The following is a 22376-nucleotide window of genomic DNA, read 5'->3' as shown; positions in this document are numbered from 1 at the left end:
GATGACACGAGCAGTCCGGCACCGGCGGGCGGTGACCGTCACGGCGGCCGTCGCGGCGGCCGCGCTGTACGTGACCGCGACCGGCTGCGATTCCGAACCGGAGTCGATCCTCAGCGACCGTACGGAGGTCGCGGCCAAGAGCGACCAGCCCGGCACGAGCTACTCGCCGCACGACGGCGAGTACAACGGCTTCGACATCTCCGTCGTCGGCAACCTCATGAACATGCTCGGCTACGAGACCCCGCGCTTCAGCGGGGTGCTGTCCAAGAACCGCGCCAGGCTGCTGCACGACGGCGATGTGCAGCTGGTGGCCGCCACGTACTCGATCACCCCCAGCCGGATGGCGCCGCAGGACGAGGGCGGTGACGGCCTCGACTTCGTCGGCCCGTACGCCTCCACCCAGCAGGGGTTCCTGATCCGCGACGACGACAAAAGCATCCGGAAGCTGGCCGACCTCAACGGCAGGGTCGTCTGCGTATGGAAGGGCACCACCTCCGCCAACGAGCTGAGCAAGCCCTCGCACGACAAGATCGTCCTGCGGACGGAAGAGGACGCGAGTGCGTGTGTACGGGCGCTCAAGGACGGGAAGGAGGACGTCGCCGCCGTCTCCACGGACCAGCTGATCCTTTACGGGTTCGAGGCGGCGAACCCGACGCTCCGGGTAGTGCCCGGCATCAAGTTCGGCGAGCCGAACGACTACGGCATCGCCATGGCCAAGGGCCACCGCAAGGACTGCGTCCGGCTGCGCGACGCACTGATCGAGTACGTGCGCCAGGCCACGGCCTGGGAACGCGACTTCCAGAACAGCCTGGGCGCGGTCCCCAAGGAGACGCGGGACGAGGCGAAGCCGACCGAGGACGAGATCATGGCCCTGTCCTGCGTGGACCGGCCGGGCGACAGCCCACCGGACTGACGGGCGCGGGGCGGTGCGGGGCGTGACGGGGCGGTGCGGGGCGGTGCGGGGCCTTCGGGACACGGCCTAGAGTCGCCGTCATGACCGACGACAGCGCGCAGAGTCTCCGCACCCGCTGGCAGGACGCCCTCGTCGCGGCCCGGCGCGGCGGCGAGGGCCCCGACCCCCTTCCGTACGCAGAGAACCTGCTGAACCGCTGGGCGGAGCCGCAGCGCAAGTACCACACCACCGCCCACCTGACGGCGGTCCTGGACCGCGTCGACACGCTCGCGGACCATGCCGCCGACGCGGACGCCGTACGCCTGGCGGCCTGGTTCCACGACGCGGTCTACCGGCCCGACCGCTCGGAGAACGAGGAGCGCAGCGCGGCCCTGGCCGAGCGCGCCCTGCCGGAGGCCGGTGTGCCCGCCCCGGTCGTGGCGGAGGTCGCCCGCCTCGTCCGCCTCACGGTCACGCACGACCCGGCCGCGGGCGACACCAACGGCGAGGTGCTGTGCGACGCGGACCTGGCGATCCTGGCGTCCCCGCCGGCGGAGTACGCGGCGTACGCCTCCCAGGTCCGCGAGGAGTACGGCTTCGTGCCGGAGGAGGCGTTCCGCGAGGGCCGCGCGCAGGTGCTGCGGCAGCTCCTGGACCTGCCGCGACTGTTCCGTACTCCGTACGGGGTGGCGGAGTGGGAGCCGAGGGCGCGGCAGAACCTGCTGACGGAACTGGCGCTGCTGACCCGCTGACGTGCCCCGATGCCCGGTCCGGTGTGCTCCGGACCACGGTCCGGCGGGAATGCGGAACCGTCCGGTCGCGTTGGGGGCTGTTATGCCTGACTCTGCCGCGCGCGGCCGTTCCCGTATGCCTCTGGCCGTCTACATCCTCGGCCTCTCGGTCTTCGCCCTCGGCACGAGTGAGTTCATGCTCTCCGGGTTGCTGCCACCGATCGCCGACGACATGGGCGTATCGATTCCGCGCGCCGGGCTCCTCATATCCGCGTTCGCGATCGGCATGGTGGTCGGCGCCCCGCTGCTCGCCGTGGCGACGCTGCGGCTGCCCCGCCGGACGACCCTGATCTCGCTGATCTCGGTCTTCGGCGTCGGCCAGGTCGCGGGCGCGCTGGCGCCCACGTACGAGGTGCTGTTCGCCTCCCGGGTGATCAGCGCGTTCGCGTGCGCCGGGTTCTGGGCGGTCGGGGCGGCGGTCGCCATCGCGATGGTGCCGGTGAACGCGCGGGCGCGGGCGATGGCCGTGATGATCGGCGGGCTGTCCATCGCGAACGTGCTGGGCGTGCCGCTGGGCGCGTTCCTCGGCGAGAACCTGGGCTGGCGGTCGGCGTTCTGGGCGGTCGGAGCGGCCTCGGCGGTGGCCCTGGTCGGCGTCGTGACGCTGATCCCGCGCATCCCGCTCCCGGCGGAGAAGCCGCAGCTCAGGAGTGAGATGGGGATCTACAAGGACCGCCAGGTGTGGCTGTCGATCGTGATCACGGCACTCGCGGCGGGCGGCGTGTTCTGCGCGTTCAGCTACCTCGCCCCGCTGCTGACGGATGTCGCCGGGCTGGACTCGGGCTGGGTGCCGACCGTGCTGGCGCTGTTCGGAGCCGGCGCCCTGGTCGGTACGACGATCGGCGGCCGGGTCGCGGACGCGCACCTCTTCGGGGTGCTGCTGAGCGGGATCGCGGCGTCCACGGTGTTCCTGGGGGCGCTGGCCCTGTTCGCGTCGAACCAGGCGGCGGTGATCACGCTGTCGTTCCTGCTGGGCCTGTCGGCGTTCTACACCGCGCCCGCGCTCAACGCCCGCATGTTCAACGTGGCGGGGGCGGCCCCGACGCTGGCGGGCGCGACGACGACCGCCGCGTTCAACCTGGGCAACACGGGCGGCCCGTGGCTGGGCGGCGCGGTGATCGACGCGGACTTCGGGTTCGAGGCGACGGCCTGGGCCGGGGCGGCGATGACCGTGGTGGCGCTGGCCGTCGTGGTGGTCTCGCTGCGGCTCCAGCGGTCGCACACCTCGGCGTCCCGGCTGGTGGCGCGGGGTGCGCCGAAGGGCGCGGCGGTGGAGTCGGCGGACTGCGCGACGGGCTGAGCGCCCGCGCGGTTACGGGGGCGGCGGCGCGGTTACGGTGCCGGGGGCGGGGTACGGCGTCGGGGGCGGGGTACGGCGTCGGGTTACGGCGCCGGGCGTCCCTTCGGGCGGCGCAGCCCCGCCGCCGTGAGCCGCCGGACCAACTCCTTGGAGCCGATCTCCAGCGCCCCCGCCCGCACCGCGTCCCCGTACCGGATGGAGGGGATGTCGTAGTGGTCCCGTTCGAACGCGCGCGGCGGGGCGCCGATGGACGCCGCGAACGTGTGCAGTTCCTCGAAGGACACGTCGCTGACCAGGTGCGACCAGAGCCGCCCGTGACCGGGCCAGGTCGGCGGGTCTATGTAGAGCGTCACGGCCGCGGTATCCCGCTGAGCGCGCCGACCGGGGCGACGGCGACGGCGGCCTTGGCGCAGACCCAGTGCGGGTGGGGGCCGAGCTCCGGCTCGACGTCCAGCGCGTGCGGGTCGCCCGCGTCGCAGACGGGGCACAGCGGCCACCGGCCGTACCGCTCCAGGAGCGCGTCCTGGACGTCCTGGGCGACGAGGCCCACGACGAACTCCGCGCCCTCCGGCCACTGCTCCACCCACCAGCGGCGGTGCGTCACGGCGTCCTCGACCATGGAGACGATCTGCGCCTCGGCGACGTCCCCGGCGGCGAGGTCGGCCATGACGAGGGCGCGGGCGGTGTGCAGCGCCCGCTCCAGGTGATCGGGCCCGGTCGGGTTGGACTCCGACGGGCCGGACTCGGGCGGGCCGGGCTCGGGCGAGCCGGGCTCGGGTGGGTTCTGCTCCATGCAGCCATTGTCCACCCCTCTGCGCACCCCTCATCCGTCACATCCGCCGCTTCTTCCACAGGTCGTACCAAAGGGGGTTGACGGGCCCAAGCGTTGAAAATATCTTTCAAAGGTGACCCATGACTTGAAGGAAAGTTTCAACGTGGACTCTCCGCCCGCGCCGGCGGCCCTCGCCGCCAAGGTGCGGACGCTGTCGCCGTCCATGACGCGTTCGATGCAGCGGGTCGCCGAGGCCGTCGCCGGCGATCCGGCGGGCTGCGCCGCCCTGACGGTCACCGGTCTGGCGGAGCTGACGGGGACGAGCGAGGCGACGGTGGTCCGCACGGCCCGTCTCCTCGGCTACCCCGGCTACCGCGATCTGCGCCTCGCGCTCGCCGGTCTCGCCGCCCACCAGGAGTCCGGCCGGGCCCCGGCGGTCACGGCGGACATAGCCGTGGACGACCCGATCGCGGACGTGGTCGCGAAGCTGGCGTACGACGAGCAGCAGACCCTCGCGGACACGGCGGCCGGGCTGGACACCGTGCAGCTCGGGGCCGCCGTCGCCGCGGCGGCCACGGCGCGGCGGATCGACATCTACGGGGTGGGCGCGTCCTCCCTCGTCGGCCAGGACCTGGCCCAGAAGCTGGCCCGCATCGGCCTGATCGCCCACGCCCACACGGACCCGCACCTCGCGGTGACCAACGCGGTGCAGCTGCGCTCGGGCGACATGGCGATCGCGATCACGCACTCCGGCTCGACGGGCGACGTCATAGAACCGCTGCGGGTCGCGTTCGACCGGGGGGCGACGACCGTAGCGATCACCGGCCGCCCGGCCGGCCCGGTCACGCAGTACGCGGACCACGTGCTGACGACATCCACGGCGCGGGAGAGCGAGCTGCGGCCGGCCGCGATGTCGAGCCGGACCAGCCAGTTGCTGGTGGTCGACTGCCTGTTCATAGGCGTCGCCCAGCGTACGTACGAGACGGCGGCCCCGGCCCTGGCCGCCTCGTACGAGGCGCTGGCCCACCGCCACACACCCCGCACCCGCTGAGCCGCCGAGCCCCCGGGCGACCGAGCCGCTGAGCCGCCGAGGCCCTGAACCACCGGGCCCGCCCACCGCACTCCGAACCCCCCACCCCACGCCGTACGAGAAAGCAGACCGCTCCTCATGACCTCCCTCACCGACGCCGACGCCGACGGCTACGGCTACGGCGAGCTGCGCGCACAGCTCGACACCCTCACCACCGAGGCGTTCCGCCCTGAGCTGGCCGAGATAGACCGGCTGTCCACGGCGGAGATAGCCCGGATCATGAACGGCGAGGACCGCACCGTGCCCGACGCGGTCGGCGACCGGCTGCCCCAGATCTCCGCCGCCATCGACGCCGTGGCGGAGCGCATGGCCCGGGGCGGCCGGCTGATCTACGCGGGCGCGGGCACGGCGGGCCGCCTCGGCGTGCTGGACGCCAGCGAGTGCCCGCCCACGTTCAACACCGACCCGGCCGTGGTCGTCGGCCTGATCGCCGGCGGCCCGTCCGCGATGGTGACGGCGGTGGAGGGCGCGGAGGACAGCAAGGAGCTGGCCGCCGCCGACCTGACGGCGCTGGGGCTCACCGCCGACGACACGGTGGTCGGCATCTCCGCCTCCGGCCGTACGCCGTACGCGATCGGGGCCGTGGAGCACGCCCGCGCGGAGGGCGCGATGACCCTGGGCCTGTCGTGCAACGCGGGCTCCGCGCTGGGCGCCGCCGCCGAGCACCCGATCGAGGTCGTCGTCGGCCCCGAACTGCTGACCGGCTCCACCCGCCTCAAGGCCGGCACGGCGCAGAAGCTCGTGCTCAACATGATCTCGACCATCACGATGATCCGGCTCGGCAAGACGTACGGGAACCTCATGGTCGACGTCCGGGCCTCCAACGAGAAGCTGCGGGCCCGCTCCCGGCGCATCGTCGCGCTGGCGACCGGCGCGTCCGACGACGAGATCGAGACGGCGCTCGCCGCGACGGACGGCGAGGTGAAGAACGCGATCCTGACGATCCTCGGCCGGGTGGACGGCCCCACGGCCGCCGCGCTGCTGTCCGACTCGTCCGGCCACCTCCGCGCGGCCCTCGCGGCCACCGCATCCGGCACCACCTGACCCCCACCGCACCACCACCCCCCGCACAGCAAGGCACCACGCACCATGGCTACAGAAGACAAGAACCGCGCCACTGCCGCCGCGATCCTTCCGCTCGTCGGTGGCGCCGCGAATGTCAGCTCCATCGCCCACTGCATGACCCGGCTCAGGCTGGGTCTGCGCGACCGTTCGCTCGTCCAGGACGAGGCGCTGAAGGCCGTGCCCGCGGTGATGGGCGTGGTCGAGGACGACACGTACCAGATCGTGCTCGGCCCCGGCACGGTCGCCCGGGTCACCCCGGAGTTCGAGAAGCTGGTCGAGGAGGGGCGAACGGAGGCCCCGCCCGCCACCCCGCCCACGGCGGGGGAGCTGGCCGCGCAGGGGGCCGCGATGAAGGCGGCCCGCAAGGAGAAGAACGCGACGCCGTTCAAGCTGTTCCTGCGCAGGATCGCGAACATCTTCGTGCCCCTGATCCCGGCCCTGATCGGCTGCGGCATCATCGCCGGGCTCAACGGCCTGCTGGTCAACCTGGAATGGCTGCCCTCGGTGACCCCGGCGCTCGCGGCGATGGCCTCCGGCTTCATGGCGCTGATCGCGGTGTTCGTCGGGTACAACACGGCGAAGGAGTTCGGCGGCACCCCGATCCTGGGCGGCGCGGTCGCGGCGATCATCGTGTTCCCCGGCGTGGCGAACATCGAGGCGTTCGGCCAGAAGCTCTCGCCCGGCCAGGGCGGCGTGCTCGGCGCGCTGGGCGCGGCGGTGCTCGCGGTGTACGTGGAGAAGTGGTGCCGCCGCTGGGTGCCGGAGGCGCTGGACGTGCTGGTCACGCCGACGCTGACGGTCCTGGTCTCGGGCCTGGTCACGATCTTCGGCCTGATGTACGTGGCGGGCGAGGTCTCCACGGCGATCGGTGACTTCGCGGACTGGCTGCTGTCCAACGGCGGCGCGGGCGCGGGCCTGATCCTGGGCGGCTTCTTCCTCCCGCTGGTGATGCTGGGCCTGCACCAGGCGCTGATCCCGATCCACACGACGCTGATCGAGCAGCAGGGGTACACGGTGCTGCTCCCGATCCTCGCCATGGCCGGCGCGGGCCAGGTCGGCGCGGCGGTGGCGGCGTACTTCCGCCTCCCCCACAACGAGTCGATCCGCCGCACGATCAAGTCCGCGCTCCCCGCAGGCTTCCTGGGCGTCGGCGAACCCCTGATCTACGGCGTCTCGCTCCCGCTGGGCCGCCCGTTCATCACGGCCTGCGTGGGCGGTGCCTTCGGCGGCGCGTTCGTCGGCTTCTTCAACCAACTGGGCGACGCGGTCGGCTCCACGGCGATCGGCCCCTCCGGCTGGGCCCTGTTCCCCCTCCTGGACGGCAACCACAGCCTGGCCGCAACGGCCGCGATCTACGGCGGCGGCCTCCTGACCGGCTACCTGACGGGCTTCCTGGCCACGTACTTCTTCGGCTTCAGCAAAACCCTCCTGACAGAGTTCAACGCCCCCGAGGACCCGACCCCGGCCCCCCAGCCGCCCGCGCAACCGGGGACCGCCAAGGCCCCGGCGACTGCCTGACTCCGGGTGCGCGGAGGAGGTGTCGCCGCTGGGACGCCCGTCAGGCCGGGAAGCCGTCCGTGGGCAGAGTTACGTCGAAGGGGGCCGGAAGTTCGAGCGGCTTCCCGAACGGCGCCGCGTCGGAGTGCTTGTACGTGCCGTGCTCGCTCGGCTCGGTGAACAGGGTGGACATCGGGCCGCGGGTGTCGAACCGGTCGATCAGCAGGTACATCGGCGCCCCGGCGCGAGCATAGGCCCGGTACTTCTTCGTACGGTCCTCGCGGGCGTTCCCCTTCGAGGTGATCTCGACGACGAGCAGGGCGTCCGCCGCGTCCATGGGGGCGCTGGCATCGGGATCGACGGCATCGATCAGCGCGGACGGCATCACCACGAGATCGGGCACGTAGAGCTTGCCGAGCGGCGCGATGTGCACGCCGAGCGTCTGGTAGATCTCCAGCTCTTCCGGCAAGTTCCTGTACAAGCAGCGCTGCACCTTTGCGGCGATCCCGTTGTGATGCGCATGCGGCGGCGGTACCAAGACGATCTGCCCTTCGTCGATCTCGGCGCGCCACCCCTCGGGCACGTCCAGTTCCTGCCAGGTACGAAGCAGGTAGTCCCACTGGCGGCCGTCAGGGTCCTGCTGGTGTTCGACCATCGCGGCGGTCATAGCGGGTCCCTTCTTCGAAGCCTGTCCGAGGAGCGTAGATCGACGGTTTCACGGCACGGGGCCGCATTTCTCAGCGTCCCACGTTCGTGTGAAGGGCGCACCGAGCGACGCGTCACCGACGTGCCGGAGTTCGAGGGGCGGCCGACAGCGGTACGCGAGCCGCCCCCGGAGGCCGTGCCGGGGGCGGCTCGTGTACGGGGAAGGATCAGTGCACGTAGAGGGCGTACCAGGTGTGGCCGTCCATCTGCATCGGGCTGCAGTTGAACAGCGGGCCCCACAGGATGGCTCCCTGCCGGCCTGCGGCGTTGCATTCGGCGGCGGTGTAGTAGGCCCCCTGGAAGTGCCAGGAGGAAGCCTGGGCGGTGGTCGCTCCGGCGAGCGGAATGGCGACCGCGGCCGCGACTGTGGCCGCGATCATGGCAATGCGTCGCTTCATGAGAACTCCCTGAATGAGTAGGCGACTTGACTGCGTATCAGTAGCCCCGGAAAGGCATCCCGTCGCAGCCGGGGGCAGCGTAGCCAGCCCTTCGTCCATAGGTCCAGACCAACGACCGCACCAATCCGCTGCCGCTTTCCGGGGCCGCGTTCCGGAGCCGGCCTCGGGTAGGTTGCGGCGCGAACACGGTTCGCCGCGAAGGGGGTTCGAAGTGGGCACGTGGGAAGCGGTCGAGGTCCCGCACCGCCTGGCGGCGTCGTACGCCACGGGCTTCGGGGAGCATGGGAGGGCCTGGATCGCCGGCCTGCCGGCGCTCGCGGCGAGCATGCTGGAACACTGGGACCTGGAACGGGACGGCGCAGCGCGAGCCGGGGAGGCCGCACTCGTCCTGCCGGTGCTGCGCCCCGACCGTACGGCCGCCGTCCTGAGACTCCAGATGCCCCGGCAGGAGACCGCCGCCGCGCTGATCGGCCTCCGTACCTGGAACGGCGACGGGATGGTGCGGCTGCTCGATCACGACCCGGTGAGCGGCAGCATGCTCCTGGAGCGCCTGGACGGAGCCCGCACGCTGGCCTCGGTCGACGATGACGACGTGGCGATGAGCACCCTCGCCGCACTCCTGGCGCGGCTGGTCGCGGTCCCGGCGCCGCAGGGGCTGCGCGGTCTCGGCGCCATCGCCTCCGAGATGCTGGATCAACTCCCCCAGGCGGTCACCAGGTTGGCCGCCCCGGACGACCGCGGGCTCCTGCGCGGCTGGGCCTCGGCGGTGGCCGAACTGGCCGGCGAGCCCGGGGACCGGATGCCGCACTGGGACCTGCACTACGACAACGTGCTCGCCGCGCGGCGCGAGCCGTGGATCGCCATCGATCCCGAGCCGCTCGCCGGCGACCCGGGATTCGACCTGTGGCCCGCCCTGGACAGCAGGTGGGACGACGTCGTGGCGAAGGGCGACACCCCGCGCATCGTGCGGCGCCGCTTCGATCTGCTCACCGACGCCCTCGGCCTGGACCGCGCACGCGCGACCGGCTGGACCCTGGGGCGGCTGCTGCAGAACGCGCTCTGGGACATCGAGGACGGTGAGACCCGGCTCGCCCCGTCCGCCGTCGCGATCACGGACGCGCTGCTCAGCCGATGACCTCCCGCTCCCGCCTCCCCCGCCCGCTCCGGCAGGACAGCAGGGTGGCCGGTACGAGAAACATCGCGCCCAGGAAGAAGTAGCCGTTGATCACCATGGTCTTCCAGAAGGGCCAGGACCCGGTGTCGATCGCCTCCTCCTCCAGGCCGAGCAGGCCGTACGGGGTGAGCCCCGTGGCCGTGGTGATGTTCTCGACCAGGCCGGGCACACCCCGCAACGTCAGCACCGCGCAGCCGATCCACAGCGGCACCCGCACCAGCCGGGCCGGTACGCGCCGGCCCCACGGCCGGATCGTCGCGAGCACGCACGCCACGCCGGCGGCCGACATGAGGACGATCAGGATGTCGTAGGCGAGGAAGACCCACACCGGGGTGCCGTCGTCGGGACCCATCGAGTCCTCGTACATGACGCCCATCTGGACGTGCCATCCGAAGCACACCACCAACCAGGCGACGGCGGCGTACGCCCAGCGCCGGGTGCTCCCAGGTTCGGTTCGCATGGTTCGCATGGCCTCGACGCTAGGACCCGGGGCCGGGCGGGGCGTCGCCTCGCAGAAGGAGGGCCTCCACCGCACGGGGGAGCCCCACCCCGAAGGCACCGAACCCCTCAGCGTCCCCCGCCCCGCGCCACCAACCCCAGCAGCTCCCCATGCGTCTCCCGGTCCGCCGCCGCGATCAGCCCGCCCGTCCCCCGGTCCACCGGCAGGCCGTCGAGCCCCGTGACCACGCAGCCCGCGGCCTCGCAGAGCGCGATGCCGGCCGCGAAGTGGACGCTGTCGAGGCGGAGGCCGGGCCCGCCGTCCGTGACGTACGCCGCGCGGCGACCGGCCGCGACCCAGGCGACGGCCACCGTGCTGGAGACGACGCGCGGCCGGAACCCGGCGACGAACTCCGGCGCGGCCAGCAGGTCCACCGCCCGGAAGCCCGGCGCGTGCGGGAACGGCGGGTCCAGGTTGACGTCCACCAGCCGCGAGCCGGCCGAGGGCGCGAGCGGTGTGTCACGGCCGTCCTCCGACCGGACCCGGGCCCCCGCCCCGTCCGTCCAGAACACCTCGCCGCTGAACGGATCGGCCGACGCGGCGGCCACGACGGCCGGGCCCTCGCGCAGGGCGACGTTCACCGCGACGAGCATGTTGCCCACGGCGTAGTTCAACGTGCCGCACAACGGATCGACCAGCCACCGCCGCCCGGCATCGGCCGCCCCCGCCGCCCCGCTCTCCTCCCCCGTCACCGCGTCACCGGGCCGGGCCTCCCGGAGCACCGCGAGCACCGCCTCCTCCGCCGCGATGTCGGCGGTCGTGGCGAAGTCACCGCCGCCCTTCTCGTACCGCGTCAGCGCACTCCCGTACATGCGGCGAACCACCGCCGCCCCCGCCCAAGCCGCCCGAACGGCCAACGCCGCGTCGCTCTCCACGCCCATGATCACTGTCCTCCCGCACCCGCCCGGGAACCGCCGGTATGCAGCATGCACGCATACACGAAGCCTCAGCCGACATCCCGGCGTGCGAACCGCCACCACGCCGCCGCCACCACCGGAACCAGGTGCACGGCCAGGGCGAGGAAGGCCGTAGTCGCCGTGGTGCCCTCCCGCATCGCCAGACAGGCGGCCTCGCCGAAACACGTGGTCCGGTCCGTCTCCATGAGAAGGCGCTCGTTGAGGACGGCGAACGTGATCCCGGAGAGCTGATGCGCGGCCAGGGCCGGGGCGTACTCCTGGACGACGCGGGCGGAGGCGACCAGGTACAGGAGGGCGATGCCGAGGGCCGTGGTCGTACGGCGGGTCAGCATGGCGAGGGCGTAGCCCAGCAGCGCCATCAGCCCGACGAGGACCGCGCCGCGCGCCCCGACGACGGCGAGCACCGTCCAGTACCGCCCGTCCGTGCCGTCCAGCGATCCCTTGAAGTGGGCCACGCCCAGCAGGAGGGGCACGAAGAGGACCGAGGTCAGGGCGGCGACGCCGGTCGCGACGGCGGTGACGAGCAGGCCCCGGGTGAGGAAGAGCCGCGTGCGCCGGGGCTCGGCTGCGGTGAGGGTGAGCATCACGCGGGACGACCAGTCGGCGCCCCCGCTGAGGACCCCGAGAACCAGAGCGGCGAGCGACAGCGCGGACAGCACCGCGCGCAGGTCGACGAACGACGCCTTCGCCATGAGGTAGCGCGGGTCGTCGAAGAACTCGCGGGGGGACAAGGACTCGACCGACCCCGCAGGCCGGGTCGCCGCCTCCTCCGCGTACGTACGGTAGGCCGCTTCGGCCGCCCGCCACGCCGCCGCCACATCGGTGTGGTGGCCGACGAAGGCGGATACGGCAAGGGCCAGCAGGATCACGGGAAGCGCGTAGAGGCCGTACCGGATGGGCTTCGGACTCAGTACCCGGTGCAGTTCGGCCCGGACGAGCCGTCCCAGGGGCGGCGACGAGGGCTTCGCCAGGAGAGACGAGGGCTTCGCCAGGAGAGTCGTCGTCATCAGCGAACGTCCGTTCGGGTGGCGCGCCACAGGGCCAGGAGGAGGACCGGGAGGAGGTACAGGAGGATGCCGGCGAAGCCGTCCGCGGAGGTCAGGTCGACGTGGACCGCCTCGCAGCTGGGCCCCGCGACGCAGTCGGACTCCGCCATGGGGATCACGGGTTTCTCGTTGAGAACGGCGAAGGTCAGCCCGTCCATGTCGTACTCGGCCAGTCGCGGCCCCCGCCCCTCGAAGATCCAGCCCGCGCCGGCGAGGTAGCCGAGGACGACGGCGAGGGCGGCGGGGACATGGCGCGTCATCGCCGCGAGGCTGTAGCCGAGGAGGGCCAGCAGCCCCACGAGCACGACGCCCCGCAGGAGTTGGCCGGACAGCACCGCCCAGTACGCCGCGTCCAGGCCCGCCGTACTGCCCCGGAACCGCGCCGCGAGCAGCAGGCACGGCACGAGCAGCAGCCCGCACAGGGCGGCCACCGCCATCGCCAGGCCACCGGCCAGCAGGCCGCGGGTGAGGAAGAGCCGGGCGCGCCGGGGTTCGGCGGCGGTGAGCGTGAGCATCACGCGGGAAGCCCAGTCGGCCCCGCCGCCGATGATCCCGAAGACCGTGGCGGCCACGCAGAGCCCGAGCAGGACGGTGCGCAGATCGCCGAAGGAGAGCGACTCCATCAGATAGCGCGGGTCGTCGAAGAAGTTGTCGCGTCCGATGCTGCCGGTCGGCATGCCCGTACGGGCGGCCTGGTCGAGGAACTCCCGGTAGCGGGCCTCCGATTCGCGCAGCGCCGGGCCGGTGTCCGGGCTGTGGGTGAACAGCTTCGACAGGCCGAAGGCCAGGGTCAGCAGCGGCAGCGCGACCGCGACGCGGCGTACGGCCGGGGGCGCGGTCAGCCGGCGCAGCTCGGAGCGTACGAGGCGGCGCCAGGGCGGGGCGCCGTGGCCGCGCGCCTGGTCAACGTCGGTCAAGGGAGACGTCCTTCGCCGCCGCGTCGGCGGCCCGGACGGCCGCGACGTAGATGTCCTCCAGGGACACGGCCTCCACCAGCAGTTCGCGCGGATACACGTCCTGGGAGGTGAGCAGTTTCAGCACGTCGGGCGCATACGCGGGTGGCTGCGGGGCGGCCATGCGCAGCTCGTCCGTGCCGCGCGGGCCTGTGGTCCGGGTGAGGGTGTGGCCGTTGCGCTCCAGTATGGCGACGGCCTGCTCGGCGACCGTGTCGTGCAGCCGCACCACCAGGTGCTCGGTCCCCCGCGAGATCAGCTCGGAGATCCCGGCGTCGCAGATGACGCGGCCGTTCCTGACGATGGTGACCCAGTCGCTGACCAGCTCGACCTCGGCCAGGATGTGGGACGAGACGACCACGGTCATACCGCGCTCGTCGCGCAGCCTCTTGAGCAGTTCCCGCATGTCGCGTACGGCTTCGGGGTCGAGCCCGTTCATCGGCTCATCGAGCACGAGGAGTTCGGGGCCGGAGATCAGCGCCCCGGCCACACCGAGCCGCTGCTTCATGCCGAGTGAGTAGCCGGAGTAGGCGCGCCGGGCGGCATGGGCGATCCCGACCAGTTCCAGCACCTCGGACACCTCGGCGGCGCCCGCGCCGTGCAGCTCGCCGATCAGCCGGAGGTTGTGCTCACCGGTGAGCGACGCGTTGAACGCGGGGCCTTCGATGAGCGCCCCCATGCGCCCTGCGACATGGCGCTGGTCCTTGGGCAGCGGGTGGCCGAAGGCGTGGACCGTGCCGCTGTCGGGCCGCACCAGGCCGAGCAGCGTCTTGAGAGCGGTGGTCTTCCCCGAGCCATTCGGTCCGAGGAGTCCCACGATCGAGCCTCGCGGAATGGACATGGAAAATCCGTCGAGTGCCTGCTGCCTGCGCCCGCGCGCGGTGCGGAAGGACTTTCGTACGTTGTCGAATCGGACGAGAGCGTCGGAGGGCCCGGTGTTTTCGGGTTCCCGTGTCACGCCGCGTTGCCGATCTTTCCGGTTTTGGGTTCGGGGAAGGTCACGGCGCAGTAGCCGGTCCTGTTTCCGGATTCCCAGGATTCCTTGTTGAGCGGCACGAAGAGCAGGCCGATCACTGACCCCTTGTTCTTCGAGACGAGGGGTTCCAGCACGGGATCGCACACCTCGCGCATGGCGCTCATGACACCACGATCACCGGGAAACGGGCTCTTCTCGTCCGCCGGGAGCTTGCCTTCGGAGACGATTTCGAATCGGTGCGGAATCGCGCAATTCACCGTCCCGACCTGCTCGTCCGACCGGACATCACCCTGGAAGTTGGAGCACATGCCCACCTTGAGGTCGGAGAAGGCGACGGGAGTTCCGCGCGGCAGATCCCTCATCGCATCGCGGGAGTCCGCGGATTCCCCCGCCCCGGCGCCGGAGCCCTTCGCTTCACCGTCGGTCGTGGCGCAGCCCGACAGCATCAGCGCTGCCAGGACGGCTGCGGCCAGCGACGACGCGAGATGATTACGCATTCCTGGTTCGCCTTCTGGTGTGGGGCCGCATACTGCCGCCGTTGTTGTACGCCCACCAAGAGGCAACCTTTTCACGACAGCGACAGGAAGGGTCAACGACGATTAAAGCGATGGCTGGTTCACGGCTGCGTCGCTTTTGGCGCACCCCGCCGGACGGAAAGCCTCCACAATTGCTCTACGTCATCGGCGAGCCGACCAAGACGGACAATGCACGCAGAGACCGCCACTCCGCCCCCACGATGAGTGATCACCACCACGAGAACCCACCCTCCACGGCACCCCAGACTGTCTCGATCCCAACGTCGCTCGCTTAGTTCATGATCGCGTAGAGTCTCGGTCTTGTGCCGAGAGATCACATAGTTGGTGAGACGTACCCGGAGCGGGTCCGGATGGGGGTGCTGTCGCGTACGTTCACGCCCGAGCTGGTCGACTTCGTGGTCGATGAGGCGGGGGCGCGCGAGGAGCGGACCCGGTCGTTGCCGGCCCGGCTGATGGTGTATTTCGTCCTGACGATGTGGCTGTTCAGCGGTGACGGATACGGCCTGGTGCTGCGGGAGTTGGTGGAGCACTGGCCGCGCCGGGCGCGGGAGGTGTGGCGTCCGGCGCGCACGGGGTCTCTGACAACGGCGCGGGCCCGGCTGGGTGCGGGGCCGCTGCGACTGCTCTTCGACCGGGTCGCCGGTTGCACCGGCACTGCGGCCACGCCGGGGGCTTTCTGGCGCGGGCTGCGGCTGACCTCCATGGACGGCACACTGCTGGACGTTCCTGACAGCGAGGCGAACGCTGCCGCCTACACCCGTGCCTCCAACGGAAATCGGCCTGGACCGTACCCGCAGGTGAGGCTCCTCGCGCTGGTGGAGTGCGGCACGAAGGCGTTGATCGGTGCGGTCTTCGACTCCTTCGCCGTCGGCGAGCGCACCTTGGCCGCCCGCCTCCTGGTGCACCTGCGGGAAGGCATCCTGTTGATGGCCGACCGGGGCTTTCCAGCCTATGAGCTGTGGCGGGCAGCCGCGGTCACCGGGGCCGAACTCCTGTGGCGGGTCTCGGATTCCTTCACCCTGCGGCCGCATGAGGTTCTGGCCGACGGCACCTTCCTCACCCGCCTGAACGGGCCGCGCGGCGCCCGGATCACCGTGCGCGCCGTGGAGTACACCGTGGTCACCACCACGATCGGCGCGGACGGCGACAGTGAGGAGACCTCGGAGCTGTTCTGCCTGATCACCACGCTCCTGGACCCCGAGGCGGCACCCGCCGCAGAGCTGGCAGAGCTGTACACCGCCCGCTGGACCAGCGAGACGATCTTCAAGCACATCAAGATCGAACAGCGGGGAGGACGCACCGCGACCCTCCGGTCCAACAGTCCCGCCATGGTCGAGCAGGAACTGTGGGCCATGCTCTGCGTCTACCAGGCCGTACACGACCTGGCCGTGGACGCCGCCCACCACGCGAACCTCCCCGTCTCGCACATCAGCTTCAAGAACACCCTCGCCGCCGCCCGACGTTCCGTCGGCGCGGACTTTCCCCCCTCGGCAACTGGCCGCCAGGATCCGTGACATCCAGGCCGACCTGACCCGCGAGGCCGTCCGTCCCCGCCCCGGACGTGCCGCACCCCGCGCCACCAAACGCAGCACCACCGGATACCGCACCCTCAAACCGGACGAGCCCGCCACCACCAAGGTCACCCACACGATCAGCCTCTCGCTCTTCCCCGAAGAACGACGACCACGCAAGCCGCGGGCGAAGCCGAGACCCCTGCAACTCGCCCCGCAGGAAACGACGTCACCGACACTCAAAGACATGGCGACGGCCATCTAATAGAGCGACGTTGGTCTCGATCCTGCCTCTCTCCACGCCGCCGACAGAACGTGCGCCCGGGCTCACCGGTCGGCGGGTGGCGGCTGGCGGCCCCTTGTGAAATGACGCACATGTGTGCGTGGGGTTGGGGATGCGCCGGGCAGCTCAACCCGACCGCAAATGCGCCCCTCGACCATTAGCCTGCAGACCGGAGATAACAGACCGCCCGTTCTCGTGAGGGGAACTCGCCATGTTTCAGCAGGAAGTCACTGTCACCGCACCTAACGGGGTCCACACACGCGCAGCCGCACAGTTCGTCAAAGAGGCGAGAGGATTTACATGCGATATTACTATTGCATGTAACGGAAAAAGCGTCAGCGCGAAAAGCCTGTTCAAGCTCCAGACATTGGGGCTGGCGCAAGGAAGCGTCGTGACGATCAGCGCCGAAGGCGAGGACGAGCAAACGGCCGTTGAGCATCTGGTGAAGCTCATGGCTGAGATGGAATAGAACCCGCCCCCGTTCCGAGTGGTCTACGCGGCACGGGGGCACCAACCGGTAAGGCCCGGCCCCACACCGGGCCGGTGCCGATCGACGCGTCGGCGTCGGTAGCGGTGAGGCGGAGGGCGAGCCGAACATCGGCGCCGCCCGCTCGCGCAGGGCCCGACAGCCCCGCGCGTACGGGTAGGACGTCGCCGCCTCACCGGGGCAGCTGGCCCTCCCAGTTCACTTCGCTCAGTCGTGCGCGTAGTACGTCCGCCGGTTGTGCGACCTTCAGCAGTTCCAGGGGGCAGTCCCACTCGGTGCCACCCCCCGGTGGGCGCAGTTGTACGGACGGGCCTACGTGGCCCATCACCCGGCCCACGCGGCCGTCCCGGCCGTCCACCGCGAAGGAGCCGCGCTCCGGGGCGAAGGCCGCCGGCCCGGTCGGCTCGCCGTGTGTCATGAGGCCGCCGCCTTCTGCTCCAGAACCTGGGCCAGGCGGGTCGCCGCCGCCATGTTGCAGCGGCCCAGGTCAACGAGGATCGCCGGGGTTTCACCCACGCACGACGCCGCGTCGATCCGGAGGGACGGGAGTTTCACCCCGGCTTTCAGGAACCCCTCGCGCAACAGCGCCACCACCTCTTCCGCGTGCTTGATCGTCTCCACTGCCGTCTCGCGCCGTTCCGTAGTCGTCATGATCCATTCCTTCCACACTGAGTAACGACGATGCATACCCAGAGTGGTGATCCTGTCGCTACGGTGGAAGAGGTTCCTGCCCAACAACGCAATCTGTGCAACCGGGAGTAGTCATGCCAGGTCCCAAGAAGCTGGACCCTTCCTCCTCGCCGCGCGCCCTACTCGGCGCCGAACTGCGCCACCGAAGAGAGAAGGCGGGCCTCTCCCAGACGGAACTGGCCGACCGCCTCTTCGTGAGCGGCTCGTTCATCGGCCAGCTGGAGTCCGGCGTACGGCGGATGCAGATGGAACACGCCGTCCAGTTGGATGACTTCTTCAACGCCGACGGCTTCTTCGTACGGAACTGCAAGGCGCTGGCGAAGTCCAAGTACCCGGATCACTTCGCCGATGCCGCTGAGGCGGAGGCCCGTGCGACGGAGATCCGCGAGTACGCGCCTCAGCTCATCCCCGGCCTGTTACAGACAGAGGCGTACGCGCGTGCAGTGTGTTGGGCGAACCAGCCAACGGCCGCTGAAAGCGTGATCGACGACCTGGTCGCGGGCCGTCTCGAACGCGCGCAGCTCCTCGCCGATCCAACAACCCCGCTGTTGTGGGCCGTGGTGGATGAATCGGTCTTACGTCGGCGAGTGGGCGGCCCGAAGGTCATGGCGGAGGCTCTTCGTCACATCGCGAACCTGATAGGGCAACACCGGGTCATCGTGCAGGTCCTGCCGTTCTCCGCAGGCGCCCACATGGCTCTCGGGGGTGCCCTCAAACTGATGTCGTTCTCCGACGCACCGCCGATGGCCTACCTACAGGGCCTGGAAACCGGGCAGCTGCGGGACGATCCAGCAACGGTCCGCAAGTACGAACTGACCTACAATTTGGTTGTGGCCAGCGCGCTTTCACCGACAGCGTCACTGGCCTTGATCGAGTCGGTGGCGGAGGATTACGAGCATGAAGCAGACGAGTTCTGACTACCAGCTGGCCACGGCCGCCTGGCGGAAGTCCACGTACAGCGACGGCAGTGGCGGCGACTGCCTCGAAGTGCTCGACGGCATCCCCGATGCCGTCCCCGTCCGCGACTCCAAGGTGACGGACGGTCCGGCCGTCGTGTTCCGCGCGGCCGCCTGGCAGACGTTCGTCGCGGACGTCAAGACCGCCTGACGCAAAAGGGGCCCGGAGCACAAGCTCCGCGGCCCCGTGCCCTCTTGCAACGAACAGCGCGTCTCACTCGACCGAGCGGCGGAGGATTGCAAGCATGAAGCACACCGGTACGCACTACGACCTCTCCACGGCCATCTGGCACAAGTCCAGCTACAGCGGCGGCAGCGGCGGCGACTGCCTCGAAGTCCTCGATGGCGTCCCCGACATCGTCCCCGTCCGCGATTCAAAGGTCACCGACGGGCCGGCCGTCATCTTCGGCGCGGGCGCCTGGCAGACGTTCGTCGCGGATCTCAAGCTCGCCTGACTCACGGGGCCCGAAGCGCGAGCTCCGCGGCCCCGTGCCCCAATTGCCTCGGTCAGGGTCGGGGCGGGGGCGGCCAGGACGTCGATGACCTCGTGTATGCAGCGGTGGACCGTGGCGGTGACTGTGCGGAACCCGGCGGCGAACTGGGCGTAGGTATCACAGCATCGCGGGTGAGCCAGGGCGAGCAGGGCCTGCCGGCCTGCGGGCGGACGCCGCCGTCAGGATGGAATCAGCTCACGGATGCATGGGAGTCGGCAGCGCTTCTTGTCCGTCATAGGCGCACGGACGAGGCGATAGCCGGCATGCGCCCGGTCGACGGGACCGGGCGAACGTGCCTGTGTTTCCCTCTGGTCGGGCTGCTATGAACTGTAGCGCTCGAAAAGGGTTACCCGGTTGTAGGCCCAGCCGGTTTCAGCTGTCCAACTCTTGACAGGTTCGTTCAGAGTGCCGTCAGCCTTGGCAGTCCAGGTGATGGTCCGCACAGTACCGTTGTCGTAGCCGTAAAAGGCTCCGAGGTCATCACGGCCGTCGCCGTTATAATCACCGGTGCTGATCTGCATGTGGTCACGCCAGTACTGACCCTCCGCGACGTTCCAGATCTCGGTGCGGTTGCCGAACTTTCCGTCAGTGCTGCTGGGATTGAAGCTGAATGCGGTGTCGTGACCGTCGGCGTAGTCGTACCAAGTACCGAAATCGTCACGGCCGTCACCGTTGAAATCGCCGGAGAAGACGCTGGTGCGGTCGGAGCTGCCCCACTTGGCATCTTCCCAGCCCCCGAGTGGTTCACCGAAGCCACCGGTCGGCTTGGCGGTGAACGTGAAGAGTCTGGAGTTCCCGTCGGCGTAGCCGTAGAAGACGCCGATGTCATCACGGCCGTCGGCGTTGTAATCACCGGTGGTGAACTTCATCCTGGACGCGGTCCAGCCACTGGTCTTGGAGAACGACGAGAACGGTGCGTTGAACCCGCCATTCGCCTTGGCTGTGAAGGTGAAGAGCTTGTCTGAGCCGTCGGCATAGTCATACCAGGCGGCGACATCGTCACGGCCATCACCGTTGAAGTCACCGGACTGCACCTTTATGCGGCTCCAAGTCCAGTTCCCGGCGGGAACCGTCCAAGATGTAATGCCTTCCGCGAACTTGCCGTCCCCAGTGGCCAGCCAGGTGAACAGGGAGACGCTGCCGTTGTCGTAACCGTAGAACGCGGCGACATCACCGCGGCCATCACCGTTGAAGTCACCGGTGGCGAACTTCATGTGCTCCGCCCACCAGGTGCCCTTGGCCTTCACATATCCAGACCCCGGCTCCTGAAACTTGCCGGCGGCATCGGCGAGAAATGTATGGATCTTGTCGCTGCCGTCAGAGTAGTCGTACCAGCTTGCCATATCGCTGCGGCCGTCACCGTCGTAGTCGTGGCGAACCACCGTGCCACTCGACCACTGGGACTCGTTGTTGCCGTTGTAGATGACCAGATTCCCTCGATTCTGCAGGACAACAGTACCGTTAGCTGCAGAGGTTTTGGACTCCCACAACACTGTCGTACCGTCGGCATCCACGACGATCAGGTTCCCGCCAACCGTGAAGCGGGCAGTGGCACCGGCATGGCCGGCCGTCTTTGTCGACCAGAGTGCCTTGCCGCTGCCATTGGCAGTGATCACAAGATCGCCATCCGACTGCATTGTCAGACGCATCGAGTTGGAGACGAGGTTGTCACCCGGGAAAAGCGTGGTACCCGTGATGATCTTGTTGCCCACGACAATATTGTCGAGGCGTGCCCCGATGGCATCCGTGCGGGTCTCCTCGCTGCCGAAGCAGCCCCCTTGCCATGAACGCGATACCAGAGCCACCAGCTCAAATCCACCATCACCGGCTGTACGCACGATCGGAGCGCCGGCGTCTCCTGCGCAGATGGCGTCCGCGGCTGTCTTTCCGCTGATACCAAGGGTGCTGTGCGTAAGAGAGCTAGCCTTGAAGGTAGCCTTATGGAGCTTAATGGGCGCCCACTCGCCCTTGGTTCGGCCGAAACCGGCAACCTGCAGTTCCTCACCCGTACCGGGGGCCGTTATGGCCGTAGGGACGGGCGTGATACCGGTGGTGGGCGCGGATAGCCGCGCCATAACTACGTCCCGGCCGGGGCGTGGCACGATCTCTACGACCTCGCGGACCTGACCACCCGTAGCGTTGAGGTTCGAGCGCCCGAGAGTAGCCGTGGTCTTCCACTTCGGTGCACCGCTAGCCACCTGCTCACTGGCGCCGTCGTCGCTGAAACAGCTCGCTGAAGCCGCGAGCCACTGAGGTGCTACGAGTGCAGCTGAACACGCACGCACACCGTTTCCGATATTCAACCGGGCGGTGAAGTCGTAGGCGGTTTCGGTTACACCAGTTCCGACCACGGCTTGAGCTGGTGTAACCATGATGAGCATAGGGGTTGACACCATGAATGCGAGACCAACCGCAAAAGCGGACCTGCTGCCACGTCTGTAACTACGCATTATTTTGCGACTTTCATGTCAAGGGAGCTTGGGACCGAAGAAGATGTGCGACCACCCGCAAAAGATGGACCCGTATCCTGGAATTAAACTGCGGACGGCTATTGGCTAGATATTGGGTGGGAGCACCTGACAGTGTCACATCCAATCAATCAGCAACCCGCAACTCAATAAGGGTCGTGGGTGCACCGTCGATCTGGCCGGCCTCTCCGTACCCGGTGAAATTATTAGCAGGCGCGTCGATCACAGTCGTTGCACCGTCCCCGTCCTTGAGCGTGGTCTTTACGGGATCGTCTGAAGTCCAGATACCGTACGCTTGCGGTATCTCAAGCGTAAGAAAAGCGGGCTTCGCTGTCACGTCGAAGCAGAAATCCTTCTGCCCTGCACGGCTCATGACTGAAATGTCTTCGGTGCCGTCACATGCAACCATCACCATATGCCCATCCCCGCGCTTGAGGACCGCACCAGCCTCCTGCTCAATCTTTGCCGCACCCGGGTAATTGAAATCCTCCACCACATAAGGCATTTCACTTCCCGTCGCAGCTTCAGCGAAACCGTCATTGAGGAGCTGGGGTACGACGAATGCTGCCGCAGTGGCTACGAACAGCACAGAAAGCACAGCCAAGAGGACGCTTCGCACATGGCACATTATCATTTCCTGCCCTTCCAAAGATACCTGCGAACGAATGAATTCCCACCCGCGCAGGGCATTACAAATTGAACCATCCGCAGAGGCAAGAATGTGAAGATTCTATGGTGATGCGCATCACAGCCACCCGGAATTAGTCGATATGACTGCGCCTCATTGCAGGCGCGGAGCCCGGCTTGCGGCGAGACGGATACTCCATAGATGCACCAATCACCCAATTAAGGCGATATGACACATTACTCCGCCCA

Annotated in this window: 26 protein-coding genes and 1 pseudogene; 12 read left to right on the top strand and 15 right to left on the bottom strand. The window is 69.2% G+C overall.

All coding sequences use genetic code 11. The features are described 5' to 3' along the window. The first annotated feature begins 1 nt into the window (after position 1). The 3 genes from DNK56_RS20115 (at position 2) to DNK56_RS20105 (ending at position 2983) form a co-directional block, all read left to right on the top strand. Positions 2 to 913 (top strand): transporter substrate-binding domain-containing protein, encoded by a 912-nt coding sequence (locus DNK56_RS20115; RefSeq protein WP_241990012.1) that lies wholly within the window; start codon positions 2 to 4, stop codon positions 911 to 913. A gap of 80 nt (positions 914 to 993) precedes the next feature. Continuing rightward, the gene (locus DNK56_RS20110) at positions 994 to 1644 is read left to right on the top strand and encodes an HD domain-containing protein (RefSeq protein ID WP_111336746.1); all 651 of its coding nucleotides are present in this window, start codon (positions 994 to 996) and stop codon (positions 1642 to 1644) included. Between the two features lie 115 nt (positions 1645 to 1759). Next, a complete protein-coding gene (locus DNK56_RS20105; RefSeq protein WP_111336744.1) occupies positions 1760 to 2983 on the top strand; it encodes a Cmx/CmrA family chloramphenicol efflux MFS transporter in 1224 nt (407 codons plus the stop codon). Positions 2984 to 3066: 83 nt separating this feature from the next. Here the strand turns inward: DNK56_RS20105 and DNK56_RS20100 are convergent, their stop codons facing one another. Both DNK56_RS20100 and DNK56_RS20095 read right to left on the bottom strand, forming a co-directional pair. After that, a complete protein-coding gene (locus DNK56_RS20100) occupies positions 3067 to 3336 on the bottom strand; it encodes a DUF4031 domain-containing protein (RefSeq protein ID WP_111336742.1) in 270 nt (89 codons plus the stop codon). Continuing rightward, entirely contained in the window at positions 3333 to 3650 is a 318-nt protein-coding gene (locus tag DNK56_RS20095; protein WP_111339408.1) for a hypothetical protein, read from the bottom strand. The genes DNK56_RS20100 and DNK56_RS20095 overlap by 4 nt, the downstream gene beginning before the upstream one ends. A 238-nt stretch (positions 3651 to 3888) precedes the next feature. On the opposite strand from DNK56_RS20095, the gene DNK56_RS20090 reads away from it, so the two are divergent. The 3 genes from DNK56_RS20090 to DNK56_RS20080 all read left to right on the top strand — a co-directional run bounded on the left by DNK56_RS20090 (position 3889) and on the right by DNK56_RS20080 (position 7428). Next, complete coding sequence (locus tag DNK56_RS20090; protein ID WP_111336739.1) at positions 3889 to 4806, top strand: MurR/RpiR family transcriptional regulator; 918 nt, start codon at positions 3889 to 3891, stop codon at positions 4804 to 4806. Between the two features lie 117 nt (positions 4807 to 4923). Beyond that, on the top strand, positions 4924 to 5889 hold the full coding sequence (murQ, locus tag DNK56_RS20085) for an N-acetylmuramic acid 6-phosphate etherase (protein ID WP_111336737.1): 966 nt from the start codon (positions 4924 to 4926) through the stop codon (positions 5887 to 5889). Positions 5890 to 5934: 45 nt separating this feature from the next. Continuing rightward, the gene (locus tag DNK56_RS20080) at positions 5935 to 7428 is read left to right on the top strand and encodes a PTS transporter subunit EIIC (protein WP_111336735.1); all 1494 of its coding nucleotides are present in this window, start codon (positions 5935 to 5937) and stop codon (positions 7426 to 7428) included. 40 nt (positions 7429 to 7468) lie between these two features. Here the strand turns inward: DNK56_RS20080 and DNK56_RS20075 are convergent, their stop codons facing one another. Together DNK56_RS20075 and DNK56_RS20070 are read right to left on the bottom strand one after the other, a co-directional pair. Continuing rightward, positions 7469 to 8074, bottom strand: coding sequence for a Uma2 family endonuclease (locus tag DNK56_RS20075; protein WP_111336733.1), 606 nt, complete (start codon positions 8072 to 8074; stop codon positions 7469 to 7471). Between the two features lie 205 nt (positions 8075 to 8279). Beyond that, positions 8280 to 8510 (bottom strand): hypothetical protein, encoded by a 231-nt coding sequence (locus DNK56_RS20070; RefSeq protein ID WP_146610452.1) that lies wholly within the window; start codon positions 8508 to 8510, stop codon positions 8280 to 8282. Positions 8511 to 8721: 211 nt separating this feature from the next. On the opposite strand from DNK56_RS20070, the gene DNK56_RS20065 reads away from it, so the two are divergent. Continuing rightward, on the top strand, positions 8722 to 9645 hold the full coding sequence (locus DNK56_RS20065) for an aminoglycoside phosphotransferase family protein (protein ID WP_111336729.1): 924 nt from the start codon (positions 8722 to 8724) through the stop codon (positions 9643 to 9645). Here DNK56_RS20065 and DNK56_RS20060 read toward each other — a convergent pair. The 6 genes from DNK56_RS20060 to DNK56_RS20035 all read right to left on the bottom strand — a co-directional run bounded on the left by DNK56_RS20060 (position 9635) and on the right by DNK56_RS20035 (position 14572). Continuing rightward, positions 9635 to 10153: a DUF3995 domain-containing protein gene (locus tag DNK56_RS20060; RefSeq protein ID WP_111336727.1), complete on the bottom strand. Its 519-nt coding sequence runs from the start codon at positions 10151 to 10153 to the stop codon at positions 9635 to 9637. The two genes, DNK56_RS20065 and DNK56_RS20060, sit on opposite strands and share 11 nt — an antisense overlap. 98 nt (positions 10154 to 10251) lie before the next feature. Then, positions 10252 to 11064, bottom strand: coding sequence for an inositol monophosphatase family protein (locus DNK56_RS20055; RefSeq protein WP_111336725.1), 813 nt, complete (start codon positions 11062 to 11064; stop codon positions 10252 to 10254). 65 nt (positions 11065 to 11129) lie between these two features. Further along, complete coding sequence (locus DNK56_RS20050) at positions 11130 to 12107, bottom strand: hypothetical protein (RefSeq protein ID WP_111336723.1); 978 nt, start codon at positions 12105 to 12107, stop codon at positions 11130 to 11132. After that, positions 12107 to 13063 carry a hypothetical protein gene (locus DNK56_RS20045; protein ID WP_111336721.1) on the bottom strand — a complete coding sequence of 319 codons (957 nt, stop codon included), beginning with the start codon at positions 13061 to 13063 and terminating at the stop codon, positions 12107 to 12109. The genes DNK56_RS20050 and DNK56_RS20045 overlap by 1 nt, the downstream gene beginning before the upstream one ends. Next, a complete protein-coding gene (locus DNK56_RS20040; RefSeq protein ID WP_111336719.1) occupies positions 13050 to 14057 on the bottom strand; it encodes an ABC transporter ATP-binding protein in 1008 nt (335 codons plus the stop codon). Before DNK56_RS20040 ends, DNK56_RS20045 begins: the two co-directional genes overlap by 14 nt. After that, complete coding sequence (locus DNK56_RS20035) at positions 14054 to 14572, bottom strand: septum formation family protein (protein ID WP_111336717.1); 519 nt, start codon at positions 14570 to 14572, stop codon at positions 14054 to 14056. Before DNK56_RS20035 ends, DNK56_RS20040 begins: the two co-directional genes overlap by 4 nt. A gap of 389 nt (positions 14573 to 14961) precedes the next feature. On the opposite strand from DNK56_RS20035, the gene DNK56_RS20030 reads away from it, so the two are divergent. Both DNK56_RS20030 and ptsH read left to right on the top strand, forming a co-directional pair. Further along, positions 14962 to 16125, top strand: a complete 1164-nt coding sequence (locus DNK56_RS20030) for an IS4 family transposase (protein ID WP_111329449.1) — start codon at positions 14962 to 14964, stop codon at positions 16123 to 16125. Positions 16126 to 16616: 491 nt separating this feature from the next. Further along, on the top strand, positions 16617 to 16874 hold the full coding sequence (ptsH, locus tag DNK56_RS20025; RefSeq protein WP_111336715.1) for a phosphocarrier protein Hpr: 258 nt from the start codon (positions 16617 to 16619) through the stop codon (positions 16872 to 16874). A gap of 190 nt (positions 16875 to 17064) precedes the next feature. On the opposite strand, the gene DNK56_RS20020 is transcribed toward ptsH, so the two are convergent. Both DNK56_RS20020 and DNK56_RS20015 read right to left on the bottom strand, forming a co-directional pair. Beyond that, positions 17065 to 17310 (bottom strand): hypothetical protein, encoded by a 246-nt coding sequence (locus DNK56_RS20020; protein ID WP_111336713.1) that lies wholly within the window; start codon positions 17308 to 17310, stop codon positions 17065 to 17067. Continuing rightward, a complete protein-coding gene (locus DNK56_RS20015) occupies positions 17307 to 17543 on the bottom strand; it encodes a hypothetical protein (RefSeq protein WP_111336711.1) in 237 nt (78 codons plus the stop codon). Before DNK56_RS20015 ends, DNK56_RS20020 begins: the two co-directional genes overlap by 4 nt. Positions 17544 to 17656: 113 nt before the next feature. Here DNK56_RS20015 and DNK56_RS20010 point away from each other — a divergent pair, with 113 nt between their 5' ends. The 3 genes from DNK56_RS20010 to DNK56_RS20000 all read left to right on the top strand — a co-directional run bounded on the left by DNK56_RS20010 (position 17657) and on the right by DNK56_RS20000 (position 18993). Next, positions 17657 to 18499, top strand: a complete 843-nt coding sequence (locus tag DNK56_RS20010; protein WP_111336709.1) for a helix-turn-helix domain-containing protein — start codon at positions 17657 to 17659, stop codon at positions 18497 to 18499. Next, the gene (locus DNK56_RS20005) at positions 18480 to 18689 is read left to right on the top strand and encodes a DUF397 domain-containing protein (protein WP_111336707.1); all 210 of its coding nucleotides are present in this window, start codon (positions 18480 to 18482) and stop codon (positions 18687 to 18689) included. The genes DNK56_RS20010 and DNK56_RS20005 overlap by 20 nt, the downstream gene beginning before the upstream one ends. 94 nt (positions 18690 to 18783) lie before the next feature. Continuing rightward, positions 18784 to 18993: a DUF397 domain-containing protein gene (locus tag DNK56_RS20000; RefSeq protein ID WP_111336705.1), complete on the top strand. Its 210-nt coding sequence runs from the start codon at positions 18784 to 18786 to the stop codon at positions 18991 to 18993. A 41-nt stretch (positions 18994 to 19034) separates the two neighbouring features. Here the strand turns inward: DNK56_RS20000 and DNK56_RS36115 are convergent. From DNK56_RS36115 to DNK56_RS19985, 3 genes and pseudogenes are all read right to left on the bottom strand, one after another. Next, positions 19035 to 19208 (bottom strand): annotated as a pseudogene (locus DNK56_RS36115) (transposase family protein); the annotation flags it as partial. Positions 19209 to 19352: 144 nt separating this feature from the next. Beyond that, complete coding sequence (locus tag DNK56_RS19990; RefSeq protein ID WP_241990010.1) at positions 19353 to 21413, bottom strand: FG-GAP-like repeat-containing protein; 2061 nt, start codon at positions 21411 to 21413, stop codon at positions 19353 to 19355. A 214-nt stretch (positions 21414 to 21627) separates the two neighbouring features. Continuing rightward, positions 21628 to 22128: a hypothetical protein gene (locus DNK56_RS19985; protein ID WP_446750411.1), complete on the bottom strand. Its 501-nt coding sequence runs from the start codon at positions 22126 to 22128 to the stop codon at positions 21628 to 21630. Between the last annotated feature and the right edge of the window lie 248 nt (positions 22129 to 22376).

This window comes from Streptomyces sp. AC1-42W, from assembly GCF_003248355.1.
Lineage (GTDB): Bacteria > Actinomycetota > Actinomycetes > Streptomycetales > Streptomycetaceae > Streptomyces.
The sequence above is the reverse complement of the archived record's forward strand: the minus strand, read 5'-3'. Positions and strand labels throughout refer to the sequence as shown.

What these genes read in the sequence shown, in the direction of transcription:
- DNK56_RS20115 (WP_241990012.1), top strand. Translation starts at nt 2, where the DNA reads ATGACACGAGCAGTCCGGCACCGGCGGGCGGTGACCGTCACGGCGGCC.
- DNK56_RS20110 (WP_111336746.1), top strand. Translation starts at nt 994, where the DNA reads ATGACCGACGACAGCGCGCAGAGTCTCCGCACCCGCTGGCAGGACGCC.
- DNK56_RS20105 (WP_111336744.1), top strand. Translation starts at nt 1,760, where the DNA reads ATGCCTCTGGCCGTCTACATCCTCGGCCTCTCGGTCTTCGCCCTCGGC.
- DNK56_RS20095 (WP_111339408.1), bottom strand. Translation starts at nt 3,650, where the DNA reads ATGGCCGACCTCGCCGCCGGGGACGTCGCCGAGGCGCAGATCGTCTCC.
- murQ (WP_111336737.1), top strand. Translation starts at nt 4,924, where the DNA reads ATGACCTCCCTCACCGACGCCGACGCCGACGGCTACGGCTACGGCGAG.
- DNK56_RS20080 (WP_111336735.1), top strand. Translation starts at nt 5,935, where the DNA reads ATGGCTACAGAAGACAAGAACCGCGCCACTGCCGCCGCGATCCTTCCG.
- DNK56_RS20075 (WP_111336733.1), bottom strand. Translation starts at nt 8,074, where the DNA reads ATGACCGCCGCGATGGTCGAACACCAGCAGGACCCTGACGGCCGCCAG.
- DNK56_RS20070 (WP_146610452.1), bottom strand. Translation starts at nt 8,510, where the DNA reads ATGAAGCGACGCATTGCCATGATCGCGGCCACAGTCGCGGCCGCGGTC.
- DNK56_RS20060 (WP_111336727.1), bottom strand. Translation starts at nt 10,153, where the DNA reads ATGCGAACCATGCGAACCGAACCTGGGAGCACCCGGCGCTGGGCGTAC.
- DNK56_RS20055 (WP_111336725.1), bottom strand. Translation starts at nt 11,064, where the DNA reads ATGGGCGTGGAGAGCGACGCGGCGTTGGCCGTTCGGGCGGCTTGGGCG.
- DNK56_RS20050 (WP_111336723.1), bottom strand. Translation starts at nt 12,107, where the DNA reads ATGACGACGACTCTCCTGGCGAAGCCCTCGTCTCTCCTGGCGAAGCCC.
- DNK56_RS20035 (WP_111336717.1), bottom strand. Translation starts at nt 14,572, where the DNA reads ATGCGTAATCATCTCGCGTCGTCGCTGGCCGCAGCCGTCCTGGCAGCG.
- DNK56_RS20030 (WP_111329449.1), top strand. Translation starts at nt 14,962, where the DNA reads ATGGGGGTGCTGTCGCGTACGTTCACGCCCGAGCTGGTCGACTTCGTG.
- ptsH (WP_111336715.1), top strand. Translation starts at nt 16,617, where the DNA reads ATGTTTCAGCAGGAAGTCACTGTCACCGCACCTAACGGGGTCCACACA.
- DNK56_RS20020 (WP_111336713.1), bottom strand. Translation starts at nt 17,310, where the DNA reads ATGACACACGGCGAGCCGACCGGGCCGGCGGCCTTCGCCCCGGAGCGC.
- DNK56_RS20015 (WP_111336711.1), bottom strand. Translation starts at nt 17,543, where the DNA reads ATGACGACTACGGAACGGCGCGAGACGGCAGTGGAGACGATCAAGCAC.
- DNK56_RS20010 (WP_111336709.1), top strand. Translation starts at nt 17,657, where the DNA reads ATGCCAGGTCCCAAGAAGCTGGACCCTTCCTCCTCGCCGCGCGCCCTA.
- DNK56_RS20005 (WP_111336707.1), top strand. Translation starts at nt 18,480, where the DNA reads ATGAAGCAGACGAGTTCTGACTACCAGCTGGCCACGGCCGCCTGGCGG.
- DNK56_RS20000 (WP_111336705.1), top strand. Translation starts at nt 18,784, where the DNA reads ATGAAGCACACCGGTACGCACTACGACCTCTCCACGGCCATCTGGCAC.
- DNK56_RS19990 (WP_241990010.1), bottom strand. Translation starts at nt 21,413, where the DNA reads ATGCTCATCATGGTTACACCAGCTCAAGCCGTGGTCGGAACTGGTGTA.
- DNK56_RS19985 (WP_446750411.1), bottom strand. Translation starts at nt 22,128, where the DNA reads ATGTGCCATGTGCGAAGCGTCCTCTTGGCTGTGCTTTCTGTGCTGTTC.